The sequence below is a fragment of the Streptomyces sp. NPDC056231 genome, from assembly GCF_048270745.1.
In the GTDB taxonomy this organism is placed as follows: Bacteria; Actinomycetota; Actinomycetes; order Streptomycetales; family Streptomycetaceae; genus Streptomyces.
Genome location: NZ_JBLVKW010000015.1, coordinates 120721 through 144918, shown reverse-complemented (window position 1 = coordinate 144918; position 24198 = coordinate 120721). Strand labels below are relative to the sequence as shown.

21 protein-coding genes and 1 tRNA gene are annotated in these 24198 nt (G+C 70.7%); 10 read left to right on the top strand and 12 right to left on the bottom strand.

Annotation, left to right across the window (positions count from 1 at the left end; genetic code table 11):
- Window positions 1-65 precede the first annotated feature (65 nt).
- The 3 genes from ACNPQM_RS15335 to ACNPQM_RS15325 all read right to left on the bottom strand — a co-directional run bounded on the left by ACNPQM_RS15335 (window position 66) and on the right by ACNPQM_RS15325 (window position 4867).
- Window positions 66-1952, bottom strand: a complete 1887-nt coding sequence (locus ACNPQM_RS15335) for a DUF2264 domain-containing protein (protein WP_418084420.1) — start codon at window positions 1950-1952, stop codon at window positions 66-68.
- A gap of 295 nt (window positions 1953-2247) precedes the next feature.
- Window positions 2248-3777, bottom strand: a complete 1530-nt coding sequence (locus ACNPQM_RS15330; protein WP_358859286.1) for an amino acid permease — start codon at window positions 3775-3777, stop codon at window positions 2248-2250.
- 82 nt (window positions 3778-3859) lie between these two features.
- A complete protein-coding gene (locus ACNPQM_RS15325; protein WP_418084419.1) occupies window positions 3860-4867 on the bottom strand; it encodes a hypothetical protein in 1008 nt (335 codons plus the stop codon).
- Window positions 4868-5253: 386 nt separating this feature from the next.
- Between ACNPQM_RS15325 and ACNPQM_RS15320 the strand changes: the two genes are divergently transcribed.
- Both ACNPQM_RS15320 and ACNPQM_RS15315 read left to right on the top strand, forming a co-directional pair.
- Window positions 5254-6687 carry an FGGY family carbohydrate kinase gene (locus ACNPQM_RS15320; protein WP_418084418.1) on the top strand — a complete coding sequence of 478 codons (1434 nt, stop codon included), beginning with the start codon at window positions 5254-5256 and terminating at the stop codon, window positions 6685-6687.
- A complete protein-coding gene (locus ACNPQM_RS15315) occupies window positions 6684-6860 on the top strand; it encodes a hypothetical protein (RefSeq protein ID WP_418084417.1) in 177 nt (58 codons plus the stop codon). Before ACNPQM_RS15320 ends, ACNPQM_RS15315 begins: the two co-directional genes overlap by 4 nt.
- Before the next feature lie 3 nt (window positions 6861-6863).
- Here the strand turns inward: ACNPQM_RS15315 and ACNPQM_RS15310 are convergent, their stop codons facing one another.
- Entirely contained in the window at window positions 6864-7250 is a 387-nt protein-coding gene (locus tag ACNPQM_RS15310; protein WP_418084416.1) for a hypothetical protein, read from the bottom strand.
- 81 nt (window positions 7251-7331) lie between these two features.
- Complete coding sequence (locus ACNPQM_RS15305) at window positions 7332-7826, bottom strand: DUF309 domain-containing protein (RefSeq protein ID WP_358859281.1); 495 nt, start codon at window positions 7824-7826, stop codon at window positions 7332-7334.
- A gap of 107 nt (window positions 7827-7933) precedes the next feature.
- On the opposite strand from ACNPQM_RS15305, the gene ACNPQM_RS15300 reads away from it, so the two are divergent.
- Both ACNPQM_RS15300 and ACNPQM_RS15295 read left to right on the top strand, forming a co-directional pair.
- On the top strand, window positions 7934-10558 hold the full coding sequence (locus ACNPQM_RS15300; RefSeq protein ID WP_418084415.1) for an ATP-binding protein: 2625 nt from the start codon (window positions 7934-7936) through the stop codon (window positions 10556-10558).
- Between the two features lie 50 nt (window positions 10559-10608).
- Window positions 10609-10682, top strand: a tRNA-Pro gene (locus ACNPQM_RS15295).
- A 588-nt stretch (window positions 10683-11270) separates the two neighbouring features.
- Here ACNPQM_RS15295 and ACNPQM_RS15290 read toward each other — a convergent pair.
- The 5 genes from ACNPQM_RS15290 to ACNPQM_RS15270 all read right to left on the bottom strand — a co-directional run bounded on the left by ACNPQM_RS15290 (window position 11271) and on the right by ACNPQM_RS15270 (window position 17537).
- Window positions 11271-13166, bottom strand: a complete 1896-nt coding sequence (locus ACNPQM_RS15290; protein ID WP_418084414.1) for a sugar-binding protein — start codon at window positions 13164-13166, stop codon at window positions 11271-11273.
- 67 nt (window positions 13167-13233) lie between these two features.
- On the bottom strand, window positions 13234-14058 hold the full coding sequence (locus ACNPQM_RS15285; RefSeq protein WP_358859278.1) for a carbohydrate ABC transporter permease: 825 nt from the start codon (window positions 14056-14058) through the stop codon (window positions 13234-13236).
- A complete protein-coding gene (locus ACNPQM_RS15280) occupies window positions 14055-14957 on the bottom strand; it encodes a carbohydrate ABC transporter permease (RefSeq protein ID WP_418084413.1) in 903 nt (300 codons plus the stop codon). The genes ACNPQM_RS15285 and ACNPQM_RS15280 overlap by 4 nt, the downstream gene beginning before the upstream one ends.
- Window positions 14954-16363 carry an extracellular solute-binding protein gene (locus ACNPQM_RS15275; RefSeq protein ID WP_418084412.1) on the bottom strand — a complete coding sequence of 470 codons (1410 nt, stop codon included), beginning with the start codon at window positions 16361-16363 and terminating at the stop codon, window positions 14954-14956. The genes ACNPQM_RS15280 and ACNPQM_RS15275 overlap by 4 nt, the downstream gene beginning before the upstream one ends.
- Window positions 16364-16451: 88 nt before the next feature.
- Window positions 16452-17537 (bottom strand): carbohydrate kinase family protein, encoded by a 1086-nt coding sequence (locus ACNPQM_RS15270; protein ID WP_418084411.1) that lies wholly within the window; start codon window positions 17535-17537, stop codon window positions 16452-16454.
- A gap of 118 nt (window positions 17538-17655) precedes the next feature.
- Here ACNPQM_RS15270 and ACNPQM_RS15265 point away from each other — a divergent pair, with 118 nt between their 5' ends.
- The 3 genes from ACNPQM_RS15265 (at window position 17656) to ACNPQM_RS15255 (ending at window position 20198) form a co-directional block, all read left to right on the top strand.
- Window positions 17656-18414, top strand: a complete 759-nt coding sequence (locus tag ACNPQM_RS15265; protein WP_418084410.1) for a DeoR/GlpR family DNA-binding transcription regulator — start codon at window positions 17656-17658, stop codon at window positions 18412-18414.
- Window positions 18411-19754: a 6-phospho-beta-glucosidase gene (locus ACNPQM_RS15260; protein ID WP_358859273.1), complete on the top strand. Its 1344-nt coding sequence runs from the start codon at window positions 18411-18413 to the stop codon at window positions 19752-19754. The genes ACNPQM_RS15265 and ACNPQM_RS15260 overlap by 4 nt, the downstream gene beginning before the upstream one ends.
- A gap of 102 nt (window positions 19755-19856) precedes the next feature.
- On the top strand, window positions 19857-20198 hold the full coding sequence (locus ACNPQM_RS15255) for a hypothetical protein (protein WP_418084409.1): 342 nt from the start codon (window positions 19857-19859) through the stop codon (window positions 20196-20198).
- Window positions 20199-20549: 351 nt separating this feature from the next.
- Here the strand turns inward: ACNPQM_RS15255 and ACNPQM_RS15250 are convergent, their stop codons facing one another.
- Entirely contained in the window at window positions 20550-20756 is a 207-nt protein-coding gene (locus tag ACNPQM_RS15250; RefSeq protein WP_418084408.1) for a hypothetical protein, read from the bottom strand.
- A gap of 301 nt (window positions 20757-21057) precedes the next feature.
- On the opposite strand from ACNPQM_RS15250, the gene ACNPQM_RS15245 reads away from it, so the two are divergent.
- On the top strand, window positions 21058-21780 hold the full coding sequence (locus ACNPQM_RS15245; protein ID WP_418084407.1) for a dienelactone hydrolase family protein: 723 nt from the start codon (window positions 21058-21060) through the stop codon (window positions 21778-21780).
- On the opposite strand, the gene ACNPQM_RS15240 is transcribed toward ACNPQM_RS15245, so the two are convergent.
- On the bottom strand, window positions 21759-22067 hold the full coding sequence (locus ACNPQM_RS15240) for a hypothetical protein (protein ID WP_418084406.1): 309 nt from the start codon (window positions 22065-22067) through the stop codon (window positions 21759-21761). The two genes, ACNPQM_RS15245 and ACNPQM_RS15240, sit on opposite strands and share 22 nt — an antisense overlap.
- Window positions 22068-22137: 70 nt before the next feature.
- Between ACNPQM_RS15240 and ACNPQM_RS15235 the strand changes: the two genes are divergently transcribed.
- Together ACNPQM_RS15235 and ACNPQM_RS15230 are read left to right on the top strand one after the other, a co-directional pair.
- Window positions 22138-23037 (top strand): MBL fold metallo-hydrolase, encoded by a 900-nt coding sequence (locus ACNPQM_RS15235; protein ID WP_418084405.1) that lies wholly within the window; start codon window positions 22138-22140, stop codon window positions 23035-23037.
- Between the two features lie 84 nt (window positions 23038-23121).
- The gene (locus ACNPQM_RS15230) at window positions 23122-24051 is read left to right on the top strand and encodes an NAD(P)H-binding protein (RefSeq protein ID WP_358859267.1); all 930 of its coding nucleotides are present in this window, start codon (window positions 23122-23124) and stop codon (window positions 24049-24051) included.
- Window positions 24052-24198: the final 147 nt, after the last annotated feature.

Below are 24198 nucleotides of genomic sequence, written 5' to 3'. Positions count from 1 at the left end.
CACCCCCGTCGCCGCGTTGGCGCCGCCCGCGGGCCGCCCGGGCGGCGGCCCGCCGGACCGCACGGTCAGCGGTGTTCGACCCTCAGCGGTTCGAAGCCGATACGGGTCGTCGACCCGTCGTCGGCCCAGCAGACCTCGACCGTGTCGCCGTCCACGTTCACGCCGCTCACGGCCACCGCGAGTGCCGTCGGCTCCGGCTCCGCCGTCAGCGACGCGAGCGACACCAGCAGAACCGTTCCCTCCGCGTCCGCGCCCAGCCTCGGCAGCACCGCCCACCGGGCGTACGCCGTGCCCTGCGGAGCCCGTACCTCGTCCTGCGTCTCCCAGCCGTGCAGGCCGTGCAGCCCGGACCGTACGGAGTCGTCCGGGCCGGTCGCCCAGCCCGTCTGCTCCACCCGTGCCCCGGCCGGGGCACCCAGCACCCGGTGCACCCGCAGCTCGTACCTGCCGCGGACCACCGTGACGCTCTCCACCCGCATCCCCGGCACCATCGGCGCACCGGACGTGAAGACAGGGCGGTGCCAGGACGCCGCCCAGCCCCAGCCGTCGCCCCCTCCCGCGCCCAGCGGGTGGATGCTGCGACGGCCGCTGCGTATTCCGCCGACGACGACGGCCAAGTGGTTGTCCGCCGCATTCACCCCCGACGTGGGGCCGGTCACCGTGGAGTATGACCAGCGGCTGTACAGCGGGTCGTCCTGCACACCCGACTCGCCCTCGTGCGGCCGGACATGGTCGCTGCCGTGGTTGTGCAGCCGCACGATGCCGTCCGTCCGGGTGGACTGGATCAGCAAGCCGGGGGCGGGCAGCGCCACCACCCGGTCGGGGCCCTCGCTGGGCGCAGGCTCCTCGGTCGCCGTCCACAGCGGATGGCCGTCCGGGGCGAGCAGCGCGACGAACGCCTTGGACGCCCAGTACGGGGACGCGGGGCCCGAGTAGTGCTGCAGCGTCGCCTCGTGCGGGCCGTGCCAGCCCAGGCTCAGCAGCCCGTCCGTGCCCGTCGTGCCGCGGTCCAGGAAGTAGCGCAGCGATCCGCTGATCACCCGCCGCGAGGCGCCGGGGGAGAGCGGGGTGTGCCCGGTGACGGCGCCCAGCGCGACCGCCGAACCGGCCGCGAACCGGTAGGTCAGCGAACGCCCGAAGTGGATCGGGGCACCGTCGCCGCCGAACAGCAGCGTGTAGTTGTCCAGGTGCTCGCGCAGCCGGGAGCCGTAGTGCGCGGACAGTTCCGGGTCGCCCGACAGATGCGCGTCCAGCATCGGGTAGAGGTGCAGCGCCCAGCCGTTGTAGTGGTCGAAGGCGCGACCGTCCCCGTCGGAGTACCAGCCCTGTCCGCGGTACCAGCCCTCCAGCAGGTCCAGCGCCCGTGCCTTCGCCCGGGACGTCTCGGCGTCACCGCGGCCCACCGACTCCAGGAACGCGGCCACGGAGTAGGGAAACAGGTACCAGTTGTTGGGCGAGGGCGTGTGCCGCAGCGCGCCGCGCAGCCACTCCTCGGCGCGGTCCTGGACACCGGCGTCGAGCCGGTCCCACAGCCAGGGACGAGTCAGTCGCAGCCCGATGGCGACCGAGGCGGACTCGACCATGGGCTGGCCCTGCACATGGTGGTCGAGGATCAGCGGCCAGGACTCCAGGTCGTCCCGGCCAGGCGTACGCGTACCGGCCGTGAGACCGTCCGCGTACCGGTCGAGCCAGCCGTGCGGGTCCTTGCCCTCCGCGCCCGCGACCCGGAACGCGGCGGCGAGGAACGTACGGGCATAGCCCTCCAGACCGTCCGAGCGCACCCCGGAGGCGGACGGCCGCCCCGGCAGGTCGAGCAGGGCGCTGCCGGGGGTGGACCACTGCCAGGCAGCCCGCAGCAGCCCGTCCGCCGCCGCCTCCCAGTGCGCCCGGGTGTAGCCGGTGCGCGGGCTCAAGCCGCGTTCTTCTGCGGGGAGTTCAAGAGGAGAGGTCATGCGAGGAATGCCAGCCTTTCGGGTCGTACGGGGTGGGCGAAGCTGTCGCCCGCGGCGCAGCGGTCGATCTTGCCAGCCTCAAGGCCGACCAGCCGACTGTTTGTCGTTTCGGACGCGTACGTCGGCCGGAAGCATGTCGACCGGCATCAACCAGAAGCTCTTCGAGCGACTGGTGCTCGGCGGACTCCAGCTGCTGCTGCGCTGACCGCTCCCCAGGGTATGACGAAGCCCTCCTGGACCGGACGGTCCAGGAGGGCTCGAGGAGAAACCTGAAGAGAGTGCGGAAGTCGTCGTGTCAGACGATGTCGGCGGCGATCTCCGCCTGTTCACGGGCGTTCCCGTACGCCGACGGCGTGCTGTAGGAACGGCGCGCGACGAACCACCAGATGGTGGCCAGAACCAATACGGCGACGAGCGCGACCGACGCGTAGTTCATCGAGTCGATGGTCACCGGCGACGACTGCGGAAGCAGGAACAGCACGGTCACGATGGCCACCCACACCACGGCGATCCAGCCGATCGGCCTGGACCAGCGGCCCAGGTGCCAGGGACCCCGCTCGAAGCGGTCTCCGGCGCGCAGCTTCAGGAAGATCGGGATCGCGTAGGCGGGCGTGATACCGATGACGTTGATCGCGGTCACCGCACCGTAGGCGGTGGCCGAGTACAGCGACGGCAGCGCCAGCAGTCCGGCGACGGCGACCGACAGCCACACGGCGGGGACGGGTGTCTGGGTGCGGGTGCTCACCTTGCGCCACAGCGCCGAACCCGGCAGCGCGTTGTCGCGGCTGAACGCGAACACCATCCGGCTCGCGGCGGCGACCTCGGCGTTGCCGCAGAACAGCTGGGCCGCGATCACGATCAGCAGCATGGCGGTGGCGCCCGAGGTGCCGAGCGCGTCGATCAGGATCTGGGCCGGAGGCACACCGGTGGCACTCTCCTGGGTGCCCACGTAGTCCTGGATCGCGAACGTCAGACCGGCGAGCAGCACGAAACCGGCGATCCAGGAGACCCAGATCGCGCGGACGATGCCGCGGGCCGCCGACACCGAGGCGTTCGAGGTCTCCTCCGACAGATGGGCGGAGGCGTCGTAGCCGCAGAAGGTGTACTGCGCCAGCAGCAGGCCGATCGCCGCCACATAAAGCGGGTTCTCCCAGCCCGTGTCATTGACGAACTCGGTGAAGACGAACGACGGCGACTGGTGGTGGGAGGGAACGACTGCCAGCACGGCGACGATCACGGCGACGCCGGCCAGGTGCCACCACACGCTGATCGAGTTGAGCACGCTGACCAGACGGACCCCGAAGAGGTTCAGCACGGCGTGCAACAGCAGGATGCAGAGGAAAATGATCATGGTCTTGCCGGGGGTGGGGGTGAAGCCCCACTGCAGGTTCATCAGCGCGCCGGTGAACAGCGCGGCACCGTAGTCGATACCCGCGATCGCACCGAGCAGGCCGAGCAGGTTCAACCAGCCCGTGTACCAGCCCCACTTGCGGCCGCCGAGCCGGTCGGCCATGTAGTACAGCGCCCCGGACGTCGGGTACGCGCTGGTGACCTCCGCGAGGGCCATGCCGACGCAGAGGACGAACAGGCCGACACCGGCCCAGCCCCACAGCATCACCGACGGGCCGCCGGCCGACATGCCGAAGCCGTACAGGGTCATGCAGCCGGACAGGATCGAGATGACGGAGAAGCTGATGGCGAAGTTGCCGAAGCCGCCCATGCGACGGGCCAGCACCGGCTGGTAGCCGAGTTCGCGCAGCCGCTGCTCCTCGTCCTTATGGGGAGCGGCCTGCGCGCCCGGCTGGGTCGAGGTGGGTATGGACATGAGGGGAAGCCTCCGTGAAGGGGAAGGGGGAAAGGAGAAGGGGTCGGGGACGGTTTATGGTCGGGGAGAGAGCGTGCCGGGGTCAGCCGTGCGGTCCCCGGCCCGGTTCGGGTGCCGCGGCGAGACAGCGGGTCCGGGCGCGCAGATACACGTCCTCGGCGCCCGAAGGGTCGCGGGGGTCGGGGGCACGACAGGCCCAGGGAAGCGTGGTGTAGTACGGGCCGAGTGCCCGGAACACCGGTGCCGCGTCGGCGAATTGCTGGGCGCCCCACAGGGCGTGGGCGAGATGGTTGACGTCGAGCAGGGAGTGCCTGGCCGGATCTGTGCGGTGGAACCAGAGGCGAAGGGCCCGTGCGGCGTCCCGCTCGGCGTCCTCGGTGACCCAGTGGAGATCCAGCGCCTTCTCGTGACCGTTCTCCCGGCGGTAGCGCTCTACCCGCACGTACAGCGGAAGCACGTGGAGCGCGGATCCTCCGGGCGCCGAAGTTGCCGCCCATTGGGCGAAGTTGACCGCCTCGGAGAGGGTTCCGCCGGCCTTTCGCGCGTACACGAACTGGAGCATCCGGTGGTAGGCCTCGCGGTTGTAGGGATCGCGCCGGTCGGCCTCCGCCAGCAGCCCCCACGGGCCTGGAAAGAGCATGGGCCCCGGCGGATGCAGCCGGTGCTCCTGCAGTTCCTGCCGCTCGTCCAACTGGGACAGGGCCAGCAGGCACACCCAGGGCACCGGGTCGGCGGGGGTGGCGTGGGCGGCCGACCTGCAGGCCTCCCAGGCCTCCCGCCACAACTCCTGCGCCCGGTGATGTCCCTCCCGATGGGCGCGCATGGCACGCTCCACCACGACCCGTGCGTGCATCACGGCAACCGCGACACTCCGGGGTTCCTCGGTCCGCCAGGCCTGTACCGCGTCGGAGCCTGCGGCGACGGCGCCGAGCACCTGGGTGCGCTGGGTCCACAGCGTCCAGTCCGGGGTGCTTTCCAGCAGATTCCGCATGGATACCCAGCGGCCGGTGCGCAGGTCCTGTAACGCCGTACGTAATTCGTTGTCGTGCCCGGCCGGGTGATAGACCGGCCGGAAATCACCGGTCGCCATGGACTCGCCCCGCCCCCGTGCACGGCAGCGTGTCCGGGCATAAGCGGATGGCCCGGGACGTGCGATTTCGGCGCACGCGGGTTGGTGTTGGTCTCATCAATCCTCAAGGGCGGGGGGTGAAGCGGCTGTTGAAAGGCGAACAGCTCGAAGGCGTTCATTCGTTGCTCGGCGGTGAGTGTAGAGCGCGCTTCTTCGATCTCTCGGCCGATTCGCGGATCTTACTCAAGTCTTGTGAGATGGAAGGATGTTGACCATCATTTGGCCATTCCGCAAGGTGTGGAATGCAGGTGCTTGACGTGCACGGTGGTCTGCACCAGTCTGTGCGTCAGTGACCGTTGATCACGATTCCGTTCAAGCCGTAGAGCTTCCGTACAGCAGGGGTGTCGATGACAGGCCCGGTGCTCGCCGTGGACCAGGGCACGTCCGGCACCAAGGCGCTGGTGATCTGCCCGGAACGCGGCGTGATCGGCTCCGGTGCGGCTCCGGTGCGGCCTCGGTACGGGCCCGGGGGAGTGGTCGAGGCCGACCCCGCCGAGCTGTTCGGGTCGGTGGTCGAAGCCGGACGGCGGGCGGTGCACGAGGCAGGTGAATCGGTGGTCGCCGTCGGGCTCGCGAACCAGGGCGAGACCGTGCTCGCCTGGGACCCGGCAACCGGAAAGCCGCTCACCGACGCAATCGTCTGGCAGGACCGCCGGGCCGAATCGGTATGCAGAGAACTCGCCACACATGAAGACGAGTTGAGACAACTCACCGGGCTTCCGCTCGACCCGTACTTCGCCGCACCGAAGATGGCCTGGATCCGCCGTGAGTTGACCCGTGAGGGTGTCGTCACCACCAGCGACTCCTGGCTGGTCCACCGGCTGACCGGCGCGTTCGTCACGGATGCGGCGACCGCCGGCCGTACCCAGCTGCTCGACCTCGACCGGGTCGGCTGGTCACCCGCGGCTCTGGACATCTTCGGCCTGTCCGGCGAACGGCTCCCCACTGTCGTCGACGCCGCCGGCCCGGTCGGTACGACGACGGCGTTCGGCGGCGAACTCCCCCTGACCGGACTCCTCGTCGACCAACAGGCCGCCCTGCTCGCCCAGGGCGCGCTGCAGGCCGGCACCGCCAAATGCACCTACGGCACCGGCGCCTTCCTGCTCGCCCAGACCGGTCCCACGCCCCGCCGCGGCGCCACCGGTCTGGTCAGCTGTGTCGCCTGGCGGCTCGACGGCCGTGCCAGCTACTGCCTCGACGGGCAGGTCTACACCGCCGCGTCCGCCGTCCGCTGGCTCACCGACCTCGGGGTGATCTCCGGTGCCGCTGAGCTCGACCCCGTCGGCGCGGGCGTCCCCGACTCCGGCGGGGTCACCTTCGTACCGGCGCTCGCCGGACTCGCCGCACCGTGGTGGCGCAGCGATCTGCGCGGCTCGGTGACGGGACTCGGACTGGACACCACCGCCGGCCACCTGGTGCGCGCCCTGTGCGAGGGCATCGCCGCCCAGGTCGTCGAACTCGCCGACGCCGTCGCCACCGATCTCGGCGGACCGCTGACCTCGCTCCGTGTGGACGGCGGCCTGACCCGCTCCGCGCTCCTCATGCAGACCCAGGCCGACCTGCTGCAACGGCCGGTCGAGGTGTCCGCGTTGCCGGACGTCACCGCACTCGGGGCCGGGGCCGTCGCCCGCCTCGGCGTCGACCCGAAGCTGTCGCTCCAGCTGGCCGTACCCGCGTGGGAGCCGGCCGCCGTGTACGAACCGCGGATCGGCCCGGACGAGGCCGCCGAACGCCTCGCCCGATTCCGCACCGCGGTGGAGACCCTGCTGGACCGCGCGTGACATCCCCGGTCGCCATGGCCGGAGACCTGATCCACAGCCTGCTCGACGGCATGTGGTCCACTCGCAGCGGCAGCCTGCTGCCCGCCGAACCGAACCGGCCGTTCCGGCTGCGCGCCGACCGGGTCGACCGTGTCGATCCGCACGGCGGAACCGTGCGGATCACAGCAGTCTGAGCGTCAGGGGATCAGCAGCCAGTCCGAACCGATCGCCGCCACCAGGCCGAAGGTCAGCAGCCAACTACCCAAGCGTGTACGGCCGTTCCGGCTGAGCTCGATCACGATCCCGCACAGGATCAGCGCCAGCCCGTACACCCCGACCACCAGAACGGACGACCGGCTCGCGATCCGCAGCGCCAGCACGACCGCCATCGCCGCCATGCCGACCGAGGAGAGCACGACCCGCAACCGTCTGGCTTGACGCGGCGTCAATCTGCGGTCCCCGGCCCCCGCCCCCTCGACCTCGGCGCCGGCCTCGGCCCCGGCGTCGGTCTCTGTGCCGTTCGTGTCGCTGTCGGGGGCGGCTATCGGGGTGTCCACGGACTGGTCCTGGTCAGAAGTGCTCATGACGCGGGATGGTAATAGTTTCGGGGCGCTGTGTTCACCGCTCCGCCCGACGGTTGCCGAAAACGAACGCCGCCATCCGGCTCATCCGCCCTCCCGTCGCAACCGGGGCGCCTCCTCGGCCGCGTCCACCGTCCGCCCGCCGCCTGTCTCCACCCGCCTGGCCAGCTCCTCCGCCCAGCCGGTCAGCGCATTGATCCCGATGCCGTGCGCCGACGCGTCCCCGTACGCCGAGAGGGCCGTCGCGCCCCGACGCAACAGCCGCGCCCCACCCGTCGCATTGCCGCGCGCGGCGTGCGTCAGCCCCACCGCCAGCTGCGCGAGCCCGCGCCACAACTCCCGTTCCGCCTCCGGGCCCGACTTCCACGCGTCCTCGAACACCTCGTGCGCGTGGAACGGCATCCCGGCGTCCAGCAGCCGCTGTGCCTCCCGCAGTGTCTCCTCGGGGGAGCGCACCACCCCCTCCGGTTGCCGCGCCACCCCCGGAACCCCGTACGGCAGGGGGCGCCCCAGCCCGTCACGGGGGCGCGCACTGCGCGCCCGGCCCTCGGCATCGCGATCCCTACGAGTCTCGTCCACCCGTCGATTGTGCCCCGCACCTGCGGCGAACTGTCCGAACCACTGTCCGTGGGCCGCCGCTCACGACTAGTGTCGGCAGTATTCCGTACCACTAGGGGAGGGTAGGCATGAAGCCGTCCCGGCCGCTGTACGAGCGCGAACCGGAACTCGCCGCCGCCGCACATGCCGTGGAGGCCCTGTGCGGCGCCCAGGCAGCCGGCGGGCTGCTGATCTTCAGCGGTGAGGCAGGCCTCGGCAAGACAGCTCTGCTCACCGAGATCCAGGTCATGGCCGCGGACCGCTGCACCGTCTGGTCCGCACGCGGCGGCGAGACGGTCACATCCGTGCCGTTCCACGTCGTACGCCAACTCCTGCAGCCCGCGCTCGACCAGTTTCCGCCCGACGAGGTGCGCGATCTGTTCGGCGCGTGGTTCGAGATCACCGCACCCGCCCTCGGACTTGCCGAACCCAGCGGCCCGCAGCCCGACCCGCAGGGTGTGCGCGACGGACTCGACCACGTCGTGTCGCAGCTCGCTTCCCGGCTGAGTCACCGTCCGCCGCTGCTGATCATCGACGACGCCCACTGGGCGGACGGCGAATCCCTTGCCTGGCTCGCCTCGTTCACCGCACGCCTCGGCGAACTGCCCGTCCTCGTCGTCCAGGCGCACCGCCCGGAGGAACTGGCGGCGCGCGAGGGGGGCGGCGGCAGCCACCCCGCCCAGGCACGGGTCGCGCTGCGCGCGCTCACCCCCGAGGCCACCGCGGAACTGGTCCGGGCCATTCTCGGCAACCACGCCGACGACCCGTTCTGCCGCGAGGTGTGGGCCGTCACCGGCGGCAACCCGTACGAGGCGGTCGAACTCGTCGCCAAGGTGCAGGACCACGAACTGGCACCTCTGGAGGAGTCGGCCGGGCTGCTGCGCGAACTCGGCGCCTCGGCCCGCGGCAGCGGACTCGTCGCCCGGCTCGAACGGCTCGGCACGAACGCCAACCGGTTCGCCTGGGCCGCTGCCGTCCTCGGCACCGAGATCTCCCAGGACCTCGCCGCCACCCTCGCCGGAATGAGCCCCGCGGAGGCCGCCGACTGCACTGCGCGGCTGCGCGACGCCCGTATCGTCAGCGGCTTCGACCCACTGGAGTTCGTCCACCCACTGATCGCCACCGCCGTGTACCGCTCCATCCCGCCGGCCACCCGCACTGCCATGCACGGCCGCGCCGCCTGGGCGATCACCCGAGCCGGACTCGGCGCCGCCGCGGCTTCCCGCCATCTCCTGGAAGTCCACCCGGACGACGACCAGGAACTGGTCGAGCAACTCCGCGAGGCAGCCGGCCAACATCTCGCGGTCGGTGCCCCCGAAGCCGCCCGCCGCTGCCTGGAACGCGCCCTGCAGGAACCGCCGCGCCACCAGGTGCGGGCCACGCTGCTGTACGAGCTGGGCTGCGCCACGCTGCTCAGCTCCCCTCCCACCACCGTCCAGCATCTTCGGGCCGCCCTCGATCTGCCCGGACTCGCCGACGAGGTGCGCGTCGATGCCACCTTCCGGCTCGCCGCCGCCCTCTCCCACAACAACCAGCTGAAGGAAGCGGCACTGGCTCTCGCCGCCGAGACCGGGCGCACCGCCCCCGGACCGGGCCGGATGCGGCTGCAGGCCGCGCACTTCATGTGGGAGGGCATGCAGGCCGCCGAGGACGACGGGCCCGGCCGATCCCGCAGGCTCGCCGCCAACGCCGACCACCTCAGCGGCCGCAACAACGCCGAACGCGCCCTGCTCACGCTGCGTGCCTTCGACGCCATGCTCCGGGGCGAGGACTGCCAGCTCGTCGTCGATCTCTGCGAACGCGCCCTGGTCGACGGCCGCCCGGCCCGCGGTCTCGGGTGGACCGACACCGAATGGGGCTTCGAGTTCCCCACCACGGTGGGGATCACCTATGCCTTCACCGACCAGCTCGACCGGGCCGAGGCACTGTTCAGCGAGGCCGTCCGAGCTTTCGAGATCTCCGGTTGGAGCGGCGCGCACCTTGCCTTCGCCCACACCCTCCTCGGTCTCGTCCACCGGCGTCGGGGCAGGCTGACCGAGGCGGAGGGCTTCCTGCGCGAAGGACTGAGGCTCGCCGACCGTGTGGGCAGCGGCCTGCCCGTCAACTGGATCGCCGCCTGCCTGCTCATCGACACCCTGCTGGCCCGGGGCCGGGTCGCCGAGGCCCGCACGATTGCTGACCAGTACCACTTCGGGATGCCCTATCCCAGCGCGATGGTCATGCCGGACGCACCGTGCGTCCGTGGCCGCCTCCTGCTTGCCGAAGGCCGTACAAAGGAAGCCGTCGCCGAACTCGAAGCAGCCGGCCAGGCTCTTGAACCGCGCGGCCGGTTCAACGGCATCTGGGCTCCATGGGCGGGCGACCTCGCCCGCGCCCTGGCCGACGAGGACCCGGGCCGCGCAGCCCATCTCGCCACCTCGGCGCGGGTGCACGCCGAACGCTTCGGTACGGACACCGCGATCGGCGAGGCCCTGCGCTGCGTCGCCCTGTTCGCCCGCCCCGAGGAAGCCCGCCATCTGCTGGCCGACGCGGTCCGGCACCTGGAGGCGTCCCCGTCCGCGTACGAACACGCCCTGGCCCGTGTCGACTACGGCATCGCGATCCGCTCCCGGCGCGAGCTCGCCCGGGCCCAGAAACTGGCCACGGCGTGCGGCGCCGAAGCACTTGCGACCCGCGCCCATCAGGCACGGGCGTCAATTCGGTCCGCGGAGTGAGGTAATGTTTGTCCTGCGAAGCCGCCCGGGAGCGCCGGGAGGAAGCGCATCGGGACGTGGCGCAGCTTGGTAGCGCACTTGACTGGGGGTCAAGGGGTCGCAGGTTCAAATCCTGTCGTCCCGACAGCAATGTCGGAAGTTTCGGCAGGTCAGGGGCTCTCTTCGGAGGGCCCTTGGCGCGTTGGTGGGAGCAGTCTGGGAGCACTCTCCCGCTCCCCGTACTCCCAGTCGCGGTCGGCCGCTCGGGCTCGACGCCCCGGAACGGCAGCCAGCGGACCACGACGACGACCGCGGTCCCTAACCTCACCGGCCATCCGCCGTGCACGTTCGACGACTTCTTGGCCGACAGCCTGCAGCCCCTGCTGGCCATCGCGTCACAGGCATCCTGAACGCCCTGGACCGGTGTCGGGGTGGCAGCCAGCCGTGGAGCCGTACTGTCGGCGAGTGCATTGAACGAGCCCCTGCCGGAGCAGCGGGGGCATCAACGTGCGTCAAATGGCAATGACTGCGCTCGCGGCTCGTGGTCAAGTGGGCGGGCCGGGATTTCGAGGTGCCGTGACACCAGGATGGCATCAACGACCGGCTGGAACTGGATCCGTTCGCTTCGGGCCCTCCGGCCGTCGTCCCCGGGACCGTGCGCTCGGGCAGGGCCCCGGGGGCTGAGGGGTGTCATCGGGACGCAGGGCGTCCCTGGAGTGGGCGGGGGGCGACGTCACCCACGTCGGTCACCGCCACCGGTGCGTGGGCCGACCGCCAGCGGAATCCCGGTACGGCGCGACTGCGTCACCGATGCCGGCGAGTCCTCGCTGCGCGCCGCATCTGTGGGGATGACCGGTTCGGCCGGTATGGTGGGCCGGTCCGCAGGAGGGGTGTAACCCTCAAGCCGCGCCGTGCCCCATACATACGGATCTGCCTGGGCGCTGCCGTAAGGCGACCAAGCCAGCCGGGTCTGGCCGGTCTTGTCGTCGGTGTCGGAGTCGTAGACCATCACGTTGAGGGCGAACGCCTCCGGGTCGGCAGCCGCCGGCAGCTCGCCCAGTGGGATCTTCGCCTCCAGCGTGTAGCCGGCATACGGCTCGGAGACCGTGGCGACGACGGCCATGCCAGGCGTGGTGTCCTTCGCGGGGCCTTGGTGGTTGTCGGCGTCCCGCTCCGCCACCGGCCCCCCGCCGTTCGCCGAGAACGGGAAGATGCCTGTCTTGAAGGTGACGGAGGTGTCGTCGGCCGTGCCACGCGGGTCGATGGCGATCTCCACCGAGTCGGTCCGCCAGTGCCGCTTGAGGTCGCCCTCGCCCAGCGCCGCACCCGCCCGGTCGTCGGTGACCTTGACGAACACGTACAGGTCGTCGCCGTGCCGCGCGAGCCTCGCCGTCCCCGAAATGTCGTCCGGGCCGACCTCCTGGCCCTGCCAGTACACCAGCGGCAGTTCGGGGCCCGGGTACTCGCCTTCCCGCTCCACACCGTCCAGTACGGGAGCGGTGGCCACCTCGGGGATGACGGTGGACGGGGCAGCCGGGTAGCGGGGCTGCGTGTTGTTGGCCAGCCAGGGCAGGCCGACGCGCTCCGCCCAGGCGGCGAACTCCGCGTATATCGGCCGCAGTCCGGACTGCGGCCGCACTTCGGACTGCACGGCCTTGCCGTGCGTGGCCAGCACCGTGAACCAGTCGGAGCCCAGCTTCTCGGGGTCCGTCGGCACCTCGGACGGATTGGAGGCCCACCCCTGGGTGGCGTACGTGCGGGCTGCGTCTGTCTCCACCTGGGCCCAGCTCACACCGTGCTCGCTCGATCGGGTGCCGGAGAAGACGCCGAAGACCGGCAGCCCGGTGTTGGGATCGGTGCGGCGCTGCTTGGGCGCGTCGGGGCCGAGGAGGCTGCGGAAACCGTAGTTCTGGGCCAGCAGCAGCCGAGGTCGCCAGGGGCGGTAGTGCTCGCGGGTGATCTGTGTGGGGAACGCGCCCGGGTCGCCGGCCAGGAAGAACGCCTCGATAGCCAGCCGCGCGGAGAGCTGGTGCCCGCCGTGCTGGTTGAACGGGCGCGGGTCCATGGTGACCACCGTGTCGGGGGTGGTGGCGCGGATCAGACGGACGACGCGCTCCAGGGTGTCACGCTCGTCCCAGATCCCGGCGGTCAGCGGCGCCGAGAGGGTGTACCAGAAATCGGCCTTGTCCAGGTAGTAGATGTTGTCGATCCCGGCGTACGCGGTGGCCTTCCGCTCCTCGCCCTCCCGGATCAGCCCGAGGCCCGGCCCCTCGTCGAGGCCGATGGCGTTCCCGCCGCCCTCGCCGCGAGTGATGGTCAGGACGCCGGTGCTGACCCCGTACTGCTCCCGCCACTGCCCGAACGTGGAAAGGTTTCCGGCCTCGTCGTCGGGATGGGCGCCGACGAACAACACGTCGCTGTGAGCCGGGTCGTGACGCCCGCGCCCGCTGCGTTGCGGGCGCGGGGCGCTCCAGCCGTCTGCCCAGGCCGCGGGCGCAGGCACGCCCAGCGCCGCACCGACGAGGCCCGAGGCCAGAGCGACCGCGACGGTGCGCCGGTTCGGTCCCGCGGCGCCTTCTGCCCCGTCGGCGCCGACTGTGCCGCCGTGCTCCTGAGTTAAATTCGCCACCGTGCGCCTCCATTTGTTCTTGACTTCTTGACGGACGAAATTTGCGGGCGGCACTGCGCCGCCCTCGCTACTCCTTCACCGCGCCCGTCAGCATGCCCTCGATGAAGCGGTGCTGCAGCGCCACGTACACGATCACCACCGGCAGCGCGATCAGCACCGACGCCGCCGCCAGCAGTGACGTCTCGGCCGTGTGCTGGCCCTGGAAGAAGGCCAGGCCCAGCGGGACCGTGCGCAGGGACTCGTCGCTGATCATCACCAGGGCCATGAGGAACTCGTTCCATGTCCACATGAAGGTGATGACGATCATGGTGGTGATGGCGGGCCGGCCCATCGGCACCAGGATCCGCCACAGCGTGGTCCAGGTGGAGGCGCCGTCCATCCGCGCCGCCTCGATGACGGAGCGGGCGCTGCTGCGGAAGTAGGCGCGCAGCCAGAAGACGCCGAAGGCCAGCGACTGGGCGATCTGCGGCAGGATCAGCGCCCAGTACGTGTCCGTCAGCTCCACGTACCGCAGGTCGAAGTAGAGCGGGATGACCAGCGCCTCCTGCGGCAGCGTGAGGCCGATGACGAACAGGTAGAAAAGCACCGTCGAGCCGGGGAAGCGCATCACGCCGAAGGCATAGCCGGCCAGGATCGCCAGCACCGCCGTCGCCACCACCACGACCGCAGCCACCAGCAGCGAGTTGCCCAGGTACGTACCGAAGTGGCCGCGGGTCCAGGCGTCGGCGAAGTTGCCCCAGTGCAGTCCGCCTTCGGGCAGTGAGAAACCGGTGCCCAGCGCGCCCTGGCGGCCGAAGGCGGTGGAGAGGATGCCGATCACCGGCGTCAGCGAAATGATCGCGAAGATCGTCAGGATCGCGTACGTGGCGCCGCGTTCGGTGCGCGAGATCATGACCGCCGCCCTTCGACGAGCCGGGAGACCGTGACGGTCAGTGCGAAGATCAGGACGGTGAGGGCGACGCCGACGGCGGCCGCCGAGCCGACCTGGTTGGTCTCGAAGGCCCGGTGGTAGACCTCGTACGCCGGCACCGACGTGGAGTTGCCCGGGCCGCCGCTGGTGGTGATGTAGATCAGGTCGAAGTTGCGCAGGCCCGCCACGATGGTGAGGGTCAGTGCCACCGCTGCCTCTGGCCGCAGGCCGGGCAGCGTGACGCTGAAGAACTCACGTATCGCGCCCGCGCCGTCGATCCGCGCCGCCTCGTACAACTCCCGGGGGATGCGCTGCGCGCCGGCGAGGAAGAGCACCATGCACAGCCCGGTCTCCACCCAGGTGCCGACGGCGCCGACCGCGGGCAGCGCCCAGTCGTAGTCGCCCAGCCAGGCCCGGGTCAGCGAGCCGAGACCGACGGCCTTCAGGGTGTCGTTGAGCAGGCCGTCGGGGGCGAGGATGGAGCGCCAGGCGACACCGACCACGACCATGGCGAGGACCTGCGGCAGGAACAGCACGGTGCGGAAGAAGGCCATGCCCTTCACCCGGATCCGCGACATCACGGCCGCCAGTAGCAGGCCGATGGCCACCGGCAGGGCGGCGTAGAACAGGAGCAGGACGAGCGCGTGGACGAACGGCGCGCGCAGGCTCGGATCTGTGAAGAGGTCCGTGTAGTTGCCGAACCCGGCCCAGGTGGCCCGCGTCAGCCCGTCCCAGTGCAGCAGCGACAGCCACACCGACTGGCCGAAGGGGTACAGAAGGAACGCACCGTACAGGGCGAGTGCCGGCAGCACGTAGAGGTAGCCGATGGCGCGCGGCTCGCCGGGGGCGCGGCGGCGGTAGCGGTCCCGGAGGGCGGTCACTTCGACCCCGTCGAATTGTCGCGCTGCTTCTTCATGAAGCCGCCGTAGTCCCTTTGCAGGGACGCCGCGAAGTTCTCGGGGTCGCTGTTGCCGGCGATGAGGTCCTGCAGCGCCTTGGACGTGGTGTCGTAGAAGCTCGGTGTGGCGTAGTCGAGGTACGGCACCAGCCCGTCACCTGCGGTCAGCCTCCGCCAGCCGGCGATCATCTGTCCCTCGCTGCTCTCCGGGTCGATCTCGGCCGCGGCCCGCCCCGGCAGCGCGGGCAGCACGCCGTGCTCGGTCATGACGTCGGACGCGTGCGCGTTCGTAATGAAGTCGAGGTAGGCGGCGGCGACTTCGGGGTGATGGGACCGCGACGTGATCGACCAGGCGAGCCCCTGGCCGCCGGTGGTCATCGGGTTGGCGTCGGCCTTGGCGGGCGGCGGCGGGATGAGGCCCAGCTTGCCGCCCATCGGCTTCTTCAGGTCGGCCTGCAGCCAGGTGCCGGTGATCAGGTACGCGCCGTCGCCGCCGGCGAACTTCTTGGCGGCGTCGTCGTAGCCGAGCCCGTTGGCGCCCTTGGGCAGGTAGCCCTTCTTGACCCAGTCGGACAGGGTGGCGGCCGCGCCCTTGGTGGAGGCGTCGTCGAAGCCCTGGCCGCGGCCGAGGACCGTGTCACGTGCCTGCGCCCCGCCGAGCTGGTCCTGCAGCACGCCGAAGGTGTGGATCGCCGGGAACTTGTCCAGGTTGCCGAACTGGATCGGCAGCTCCCCCTTCTGCTTCAGCGTGCCGAGGCTCGCGGTGAAGTCCGTCCAGGTCTTCGGCGGCTTCACGCCGGCCTTCGCCAGGACGTCCTTGTTGTAGTAGATGCCGACGAACTCACCGGTCTGGGATATCCCGTAGAGCCGGCCGGTGCCGAAGCGGTGGCCGTCGGTCGAGACCCGGTTGAGGTTGAGCAGCGTGGTGGGGTAGCGGGTGTTCCAGTCGTAGATGCCCGCGTACGTGTCCAGCGGGGCGAGCAGCCCGGCCTGGACGAAGGTCACCATGTCCGGGTAGCCCTGGTTCGCCTGCACCACGTCCGGCGGCTTGTTGCCGGATATCGCGAGCTTCAGGGTGGTCTTGAGGTCGGAGAAGCTCCGCGAGACCCGCTTGATGCGGACGTTCGGGAACTTCTCCTCGAACTCCTTGTTGAGCTGCTCGATCTCGCCGTTCGTGCCGCCACGGGTCTCCTGGTCCCACACGGTGAGCGTGACGTTGCCGGCGCGCGCCGGATCCGGTACGGCCGTGCTCCCGGCCCCGGCTGCCCCGCCGGCCTGCGACCCGTCGGTGCCCGGCACGCACCCCGTGGCCAGCAGGGCCAGACCGGCGACGAGGGTGACCGGCAGCATGTTCCGCCTGGCGCGTCGTGTGCCGGTACCCGGCACCATCGCGCGAACTCCTCGCATTCCCACTCCTCGTCTCAACGGGGTCTCACTGAACGTCTCAGGGGACATCGTCGGGGACGCCTCATCGCGCTCACTCGCCCCGGAATCCGATGGTCGGCACCGCGCGCAACCGCGGCCCTGGGACCTGTCCCGAGGGGACCAACTCGTCCAGGAAGGCGTAGCGCCGGGCCAGTTCGCCGGAGCCGTGCGGACGGCGCACCGTCTGCCACCAGGCGGCCACCTCCGGCCAGCCCGGCGCGGCCAGCGAGCCGCCGAAGTGCTCCACGGACAGGGCGGCGGTCAGGTTGGCGAACGCGAGCCGGTCGGCCAGCGGCCATCCGGCGAGTGTCCCTGTCATGAAGCCCGCGACGAAGACGTCGCCCGCGCCCGTCGGGTCCATGGCCCGCACCGGAACCCCGGGCACCTCCGCCGTCTCGCCGGTGACCGAGTCGATGGCGACCGCGCCCTCGGGGCCCATGGTCACGACCGCGATCGGCACCAGCTCGGCCAGCACGCGCACGGCCTCCTGCGGGGAGTCGGTACGCGTGTAGTGCTGGGCCTCCGTGGCGTTGGGCAGGAAGACGTGGCAATGACCGAGGTCACGCAGCGCCGCCGGGTCCCAGCGTCCGCTGTCGTCCCAGCCCACGTCGGCGAAGATCTTGCTGCCCTGCCGTTCCGCCTTGCTCAGCCAGTCGTCCTGCCGACCGGGCTCGAGCGTGGCCACGCAGGCCCGTGAACGCGGCGGGCCGCACGTGCACGGCGGGGGAGATGGATGCTCGTGCGTCACCATCGTGCGCTCGCCTTCGTACGCCATCGACACCGTCACCGGCGAGTGCCAGCCGACCACCCGGCGCGAGTGGCTGAGGTCGACCCCCTCGCTGCCGGAGAGGCTGTCCCAGCAGTAGTCGCCGTACAGGTCGGTGCCGAAGGCGGACGCGAGCGTGGTGCGCAGTCCGAGGCGGGCCAGCGCGGTGGCCATGTTCGCGATGCCGCCGGGGCTCAGCCCCATACCGCGGGCCCAGTTCTCGGTGCCGCGTACGGGGGCGTGGTCCAGGCCTGTGAAGATCATGTCGAGGAACACGGTCCCGGTCAGGTACACGTCGTACTCGGGGTCGCCGGGGAGGCGTATGTCTGCCAGCGGGTCGAATAATTTCGCGACCGTCGAAGAAGTGCTCACCTGCGCGCCCTTCCTGATCGGAGCTGCATGCTGACCGACACCTTGCACCGAGAGTTGTGTACATGCAAGAGATTGATCAGGCTCGTGCACAGTTGCTCAACTGGAGTACATTGCGGGCATGTTGCGAGAGGCGCGGCACCGCAGGCTGCTGACCATCCTGGGCGAGAAAGGCGTGCTCCCGGTCCGGGAGATCGCCAAGAGGCTCGGTGTGAGCGAGGCCACGGCCCGCCGTGACCTGACCGAGCTCGACGACGCCGGCCGGCTCACCCGCGTCTACGGTGGGGCGGTGGCCGCGCGCACCGACGACGAGCGGCCCTTCGCCGAAGCGGCCGTGGACGACCTGCCGGCCAAGACCGCGATAGCCGCTCGGGCGGCCGAGCTGATCGAGGACGGCGACGCGCTCCTGCTGGACATCGGCACCACCACGCACCAGCTCGCCAAGCTGTTGCGCGGCCGCCCCGTCACCATCGTCACCAGCAACCTCGCGGTGTACGAGGAGCTGCGCGACGACCCCGAAGTGCGGCTGATTCTGCTCGGCGGGGAGGTGCGCCGTAACTACCTCTCCGTGGTGGGCTTCCTCACCGAGTCCAATCTGCGTGAGCTGTACGTCGGCCGGCTCTTCCTCGGCGCGAGCGGCGTGCTGCCCAGCGGCGGCGTGTTGGACAGCACGCACGTGGAGGTGCCCGTGAAGCGCGCCATGATCGCCGCCGCGCGGCAGGTCGTGCTGCTCGCGAGCGCCGGCAAGTTCCCTGGCGAGACCGGTCTCGCCCGTATCTGCGGGGCGCCGGACATCGACGTCCTGATCACCAACGACACGTCGGACCCAGCCACGCTCGCGGCGTTCCGCGAGGCCGGGACGGAGGTAATCACCGTATGAGGCTGACTCTGCTGGGTGGCGGCGGGTTCCGGGTACCGCTCGTGTACCGCGCGCTGCTGACGGACGACGGCGACGCGGCGGGCAGGTGCACCGAACTGGTGCTGTACGACACCGACCGGCGGCGCCTCGACGCGATCGCCGCGGTGCTGGCCGAGCAGGCCGCACAGCTCACCGGGCCGGGCCCGGGCCGCCCGCCCGGCCCGGCCGTACGCACCACAACGGACCTCGACGACGCCCTACGCGGCGCGGACTTCGTCTTCTCCGCGATTCGCGTCGGCGGCCTGCAGGGCCGCAGCTGCGACGAGCGCGCCGCCCTGGGCGAGGGCGTCCTCGGCCAGGAGACGGTCGGCGCGGGCGGCGTGCTGTACGGCCTGCGCACCGTGCCGGAGGCGGTGCAGATCGCCGAGCGGGTCGCGGCCGTCGCGCCCGACGCCTGGGTCATCAACTTCACCAACCCGGCGGGCATGGTCACCGAGGCCATGCAGCGCGTCCTCGGCGACCGCGTCATCGGCATCTGTGACTCGCCGGTCGGGCTGTGCCGGCGCGCCGCTCGCGCGGTGGGCGCCGACCCCGACCGCGCGGGCTACGACTATGTCGGCCTCAACCACCTCGGCTGGCTGCGCCGGATCACCGTCGACGGCCACGACCGGCTGCCCGAACTGCTGGCCGACGCCGCGGTGCTGGAGTCCTTCGAGGAGGGCAAGCTCTTCGGCGCGGACTGGCTACGGACGTTGGGCGCGCTGCCCAACGAGTACCTGCACTACTACTACTTCAATCGCGAGGCGGTCGCCGCCCTGCGCCAGGCACCGGCCACCCGTGGGGAGTTCCTGCGCGACCAGCAGGAGGTTTTCTACGCTCAGGCGGCCGCCAGTCCCGCCGGTGCGCTTGAGGCGTGGGAGCGTACGCGCCGGGAGCGCGAGGCGACGTACATGGCCGAGAGCCGGGAGAGCACGGGCGGCTGGCAGCGCGACGCCAGCGACCTCGAGGGCGGCGGCTACGACCGCGTCGCGCTGGCCCTGATGCGGGCCATCGCCCGCAACGAGCGCACGACGCTCATTCTCAACGTCCGCAACCGCACCGCAGTCCCGGGCCTGGACCCGGAGGCAGTCGTGGAGGTGCCCTGCCTGGTGGATGCCGCCGGCGCCACCCCGCTCGCCACCGGCGCCGTGGCGCCCGACCAGCTCGGGCTCATGCTGAGCGTCAAGGCGGTGGAGCGGGCCGTGATCGAGGCGGCAGCGAGCGGTGAACGCGCCCCCGCGCTGCGGGCGTTGGCGCTGCATCCGCTGGTCGACTCGGTGTATACCGCTGATCGCATCCTGCAGTCCGCATACCCGGCGTAGCCCGACCCGGGCAACGGAATCCTGGCCGGTGTCCTCGCCCAGCAGTCGCCGGTCACTCCGTCGCTCGACCTCCAGTGGTTCGAGGACCGGTTCTGGATCTGGGTGCACTACGGCGCGACGAAGCTCGGCCGCGGTGAACTGTTCGAGAGCATTGGCGTCCTCGACTACCTGCGCGAGACCGTGCTCGGCCCCTTGGCCGCTCGCCGGATGGGCGCCATCCCCCGCGGCGTACGCCACCTCGAAACCATCGCGCCCGAAGAGGCGCGCGACCTTCAGGCGACGCTGTGCGGCTACGACCGCCACAAGGCCGGACAGGCCCTCCTCGCCGCCGTCGATCTTTACCGCCGGTGGTCCGATGACGGCGGAGCAATCGTTGAACGCCGTCGCCATGCCGAGAAGCTCACCCTGCAATACCTCCACGACGTCATCGACCAAGGAAACTGACTGAAGCGGCGGCGGGCGTGGAGGCGGTGAAGCTGTAGCGGCCGAGTGCATTGAGGTCGCGGTGCTTGAGCGGGGGGAGCGACTTCCTCGTCCCGGTCCGGCCCGGAGCCATAGGCGGTGGCTCCGGGCCGGACCTCCGGACTGTAACGAGGATCTGATGGTGAATCAGCCGACGTAGTCGGTGAGGACGCAGCCGTCGACCTGGGCCGGCTCGCTACGGAACCCGGCCGGCGGGGCGAAGTTCGGCGAGCAGTTGATACCCAGCGTGCCGGCCCGAACGAGCGCCTCTTCCTCGTCGCTGCGGCCGTTGAGCTGGACCGCGAAATGACTGTGCGAGCGTAGTGCAGGTCCTTATCGCTCGTACCCGCGGTCCACGACGGTGCCGAGCTCATGCGGTGGCAGCTCTGCCCAGAACGTGACGGGGTGGCCGGTCGCGTTGACGGGCTGCCGCACGTCGAGGGCCCTGACCGCGGGTTGGCCGGTGCCCTCCAGCCACTTGGCCACCTGAACCTCGCCTGCTGCGGCGGCGAGCTGGCCGGGTCGAGCGAGGCGGACCACGATCCCGCCGGACAGCCGCCGGACAGCCGCCGGATCGCGTGCTCGGCGATACGTATCGGCTCAGCGCCGGCCGCGCTGCCTTGGCCTTGAGAGGAGCTCCGTGTCGTCCGGCCACGAAGTCTCCGCAAAAACCCGTTGGCGGACCGCGGCGACCACTGCTACCTTTCCGGAGGCCGTGCGAGAGAACGAGGAGGTGGTACCCGTGAACGCAGTATCGACATGGGTGCTCCCCTCCGGGGTCACGGTCGGGCGATAGGTCGTCCGGGAGCGCCGTTCAAGAGCACTCCCGAAAGGCACGACCATGCAATTCACTTCTGAACAGCGCCTCGACGACGGCGTCCTCGAGCGCGAATTCACCCTCGGCGAGATCCCTGGCACCCTGTGGACGCCTGAATCCGACGCATCGGCCCCGCTGATCCTGATGGCCCACAACAACGGCCTGCCCAAGGGGGAATCCCGGCTGGTGGCCCGGGCCCGGCACACCGCGTCCTGCGGCTACGCGGTGGCCACCATTGACGCCGCCGGATGCGGTGACCGGCCCCGTTCCGCCGCCGACGAGCAGGCTCGCGCCGACCTCCGCCGGGCGATGCAGGCCGGCGAGCCGGTCGACGAGATCTTCGAGTGCCTCGTCGGCCCGCTGGTCGAAAAGGCGGTCCCGGAATGGCAGACCACCCTGGACGCCCTCCTTGTGCTGCCCGGGATCGACGGCCCGGTCGGGTACTCGGGGTGGACCGCCCTCGGCATTCGACTGGCGGTGGTCGAGCCGCGCATCGCGGCCGCCGGCTTCTTCGCCGGGGGTTACGTGCCCCGCACCCAGCGTGAGGAGGCCCGGCAGGTCACCATTCCACTGCTGTTCCTTCTGCAGTGGGACGACGAAGGGAACCCCCGGCAGCGGGCCCTGGACCTGTTCGACGCCTTCGGCAGCAAGGAGAAGACGCTGCACGCCAATCTGGGTGGTCACACCGGTACCCCGTGGTTCGAGATGGAGGACGGGGGCCGCTTCTACGACCGGCACCTGAAGTGAGGCCGGGCCGTCAGGCCGGCAGCACACGCTAAGGGCTGTCCCGCGGCGATGCCGACCAGGATGCCGCCCATCGAGGACCGGTCCCGGCCCTCCTCGATGGCGGTGGCCGGCAGATGCACAGCCGCCCCGATCGCGGCGGTACCGGCCACCAGCGGTACCGGCCGGTCGGGGCGGCGCTCGGCCACCAGCGCCTCCATCAGCTGGGCCCACGCCGTGAGGCACTCGGCCCGTACCTTGCGGATTTGCCGGGCAGGCGCAACGAGGAACCACGGGAACTGGCGTGCCACAGCGTCACGCAATACCGGCTCCCGTCCATCGGTGATGGCGACTGAGTCATCCGGCGCGCAGGCTGGGGACATGGACACCATCGCGCTTGGAAACGTGGAGATCACCCGGGTGGTCGAGCTGCCCACCAAAGGCCGCGCCCGCGACTACGTCTTCCCCGACGTGCCCGTCGAGCACTGGCAGGCGCACGAGAACTGGCTCGCCCCCACCTTCCTGGACCCGGCCCGTGACGAGGTCCGCATGATGATCCAGACCTGGCTGATCCGCAGCGAGGGTCGGACGATCCTGATCGACACCGGCATCGGCAACGACCGGGAGCGCCCGGCCATGCCGTCCTTCCATCATCTGAACACCAACTACCTCGGAGAGCTGGCCGCGGCACGCGTCCGCCCGCAGGACGTGGACACGGTGATCTGCACCCATGTCCACGGCGACCACGTCGGCTGGAACACGCGCCTGACGGACGAGAGAGAGTGGCGACCGACCTTCCCCAACGCCCAATACGTCATCTCGCGCGCCGACTTCGACTACTGGAACCCGGCCAACGGACACCGGACCCGCTCCGGCCCCCAGATGGCCAATGTCTTCGAGGACAGCGTCGCCCCCGTGCACCAGGCCGGACAGACCGTGCTGTGGGAGGGCGACCACTACGAGATCGACACCCAGCTCCGTATCGAGCCTGCCCCCGGCCATACGCCCGGCTCGTGCGTCGTATGGCTGCGGTCGGGCACGGAACGGGCGCTGTTCGTCGGGGATCTGCTGCACAGTCCACTGCAGATCGTGAAGCCGGAAGACTGCCCCAGCTTCGACGAGGACGAGCCCCGCGCACGGGACAGCCGGCACCGGGTGCTGGGGGAGGCCGCGGACCGGGGCGCCCTGCTGCTCCCCGCGCATTTCCCGGGGCCGGGCGCAGCCGAGGTGCGACGCGTCGGCGACCGGTTCGCGGTCAAGGAGTGGGCGGCATGGCGGTGAAGGTGTTCCGCGGCTGTTGTCGCAGCGCCGACGGCTCGTCGGGCTCCGGTTGCGCCTTGGCAGTGCGCACCGCAGGCTGCTCCTATGGACCGCACCCCGGAAGCCAGTGTGCTGCCGATGCTGGTGACGGGCGCGGCGGGCAGCGTCGGCGCCGTCGGACGATCCGTGGTCGAAGGTCTTCGGCAACGGGGCCTGCCCGTCCGGGCCATGGTGCGTCGCGATGACGAGCGGGCAGAGGCGCTGCGTGCGACAGGTGCCCAGGTCGTCGTCGGAGACCTGACGCGCGCGGGCGATGTCGCCGACGCCCTGGCCGGTTGTGGACGTATGTACTTCGGCATGGGCGTGTCGGCGCAGTATCTGGAAGCTGCCGTGACGGTGGCGGCCGTCGCGCGCGCGTACGGACGCCTGGAAGCGTTCGTGAACATGTCGCAGCTGACTGTCTCCGAGATGGACCTCACCAGCACCTCCGAGTCTGTGCAGCAGCGGCAGCAGTGGCTGGTCGAGCAGGTTCTTGGCTGGTCAGGCCTGCCCGTTGTCCAGATCAGGCCCACCGTGTTCCTGGAGAACCCGCTGTTCCGTGTCGGCTTTTCCTCGATCGCGAAGTACGGAACCATCAGACTGCCCTTCGGCCGGGCGAAAACCTCCCCGGTGGCGGCCGGGGACGTCGCCTCGGTCGTGGAGGAGATCCTGGCCGATCCGGCCCCGCACATCGGCAGGATCTATGAGCTCACCGGCCCCCGCTCGGAGGACATCGCCGCCATGGCGGCGGAGGTTTCCGCAACTGTGGGACGACCGGTCAGTTACACCGCCGTCCCACTGCAGGAATGGATCGACGACGATCTCAGGCCGCTGGGGCTGCCGGACCACGTCTTCCAGCACATCTCCACCATGGCTCGCCTTCACGCGGAGAATCGATACGACCGCAAGGCTGACGGGGTCGAGCAGGTCACCGGGCGGCCTCCTTCGGGGGTGGCCACATACGTCCGTGAGAACCCCGCCCTGTTCGGCCTCTGAAGCCGCGTCCTCGTCGTGCGTTGTCCAGCGTCTCCTGCGTTGCGGGCTGACCGTTGGAGGTGCCGGCCGACCACCGTGCACGGGGCCGGCGGCCACACGGGCACCGGATTGATTCTGCACGCCGAAACCGCCCCGGAAAGGGCCCGG

Bases quoted from the DNA above. Each gene is read 5' to 3' on its own strand.
- ACNPQM_RS15230 (WP_358859267.1), top strand. From the start codon at position 23,122: ATGGACCGCACCCCGGAAGCCAGTGTGCTGCCGATGCTGGTGACGGGC.
- ACNPQM_RS15310 (WP_418084416.1), bottom strand. From the start codon at position 7,250: ATGAGCACTTCTGACCAGGACCAGTCCGTGGACACCCCGATAGCCGCC.
- ACNPQM_RS15285 (WP_358859278.1), bottom strand. From the start codon at position 14,058: ATGATCTCGCGCACCGAACGCGGCGCCACGTACGCGATCCTGACGATC.
- ACNPQM_RS15245 (WP_418084407.1), top strand. From the start codon at position 21,058: ATGCAATTCACTTCTGAACAGCGCCTCGACGACGGCGTCCTCGAGCGC.
- ACNPQM_RS15300 (WP_418084415.1), top strand. From the start codon at position 7,934: ATGAAGCCGTCCCGGCCGCTGTACGAGCGCGAACCGGAACTCGCCGCC.
- ACNPQM_RS15325 (WP_418084419.1), bottom strand. From the start codon at position 4,867: ATGGCGACCGGTGATTTCCGGCCGGTCTATCACCCGGCCGGGCACGAC.
- ACNPQM_RS15275 (WP_418084412.1), bottom strand. From the start codon at position 16,363: ATGGTGCCGGGTACCGGCACACGACGCGCCAGGCGGAACATGCTGCCG.
- ACNPQM_RS15335 (WP_418084420.1), bottom strand. From the start codon at position 1,952: ATGACCTCTCCTCTTGAACTCCCCGCAGAAGAACGCGGCTTGAGCCCG.
- ACNPQM_RS15235 (WP_418084405.1), top strand. From the start codon at position 22,138: ATGGACACCATCGCGCTTGGAAACGTGGAGATCACCCGGGTGGTCGAG.
- ACNPQM_RS15330 (WP_358859286.1), bottom strand. From the start codon at position 3,777: ATGTCCATACCCACCTCGACCCAGCCGGGCGCGCAGGCCGCTCCCCAT.
- ACNPQM_RS15265 (WP_418084410.1), top strand. From the start codon at position 17,656: ATGTTGCGAGAGGCGCGGCACCGCAGGCTGCTGACCATCCTGGGCGAG.
- ACNPQM_RS15260 (WP_358859273.1), top strand. From the start codon at position 18,411: ATGAGGCTGACTCTGCTGGGTGGCGGCGGGTTCCGGGTACCGCTCGTG.
- ACNPQM_RS15320 (WP_418084418.1), top strand. From the start codon at position 5,254: ATGACAGGCCCGGTGCTCGCCGTGGACCAGGGCACGTCCGGCACCAAG.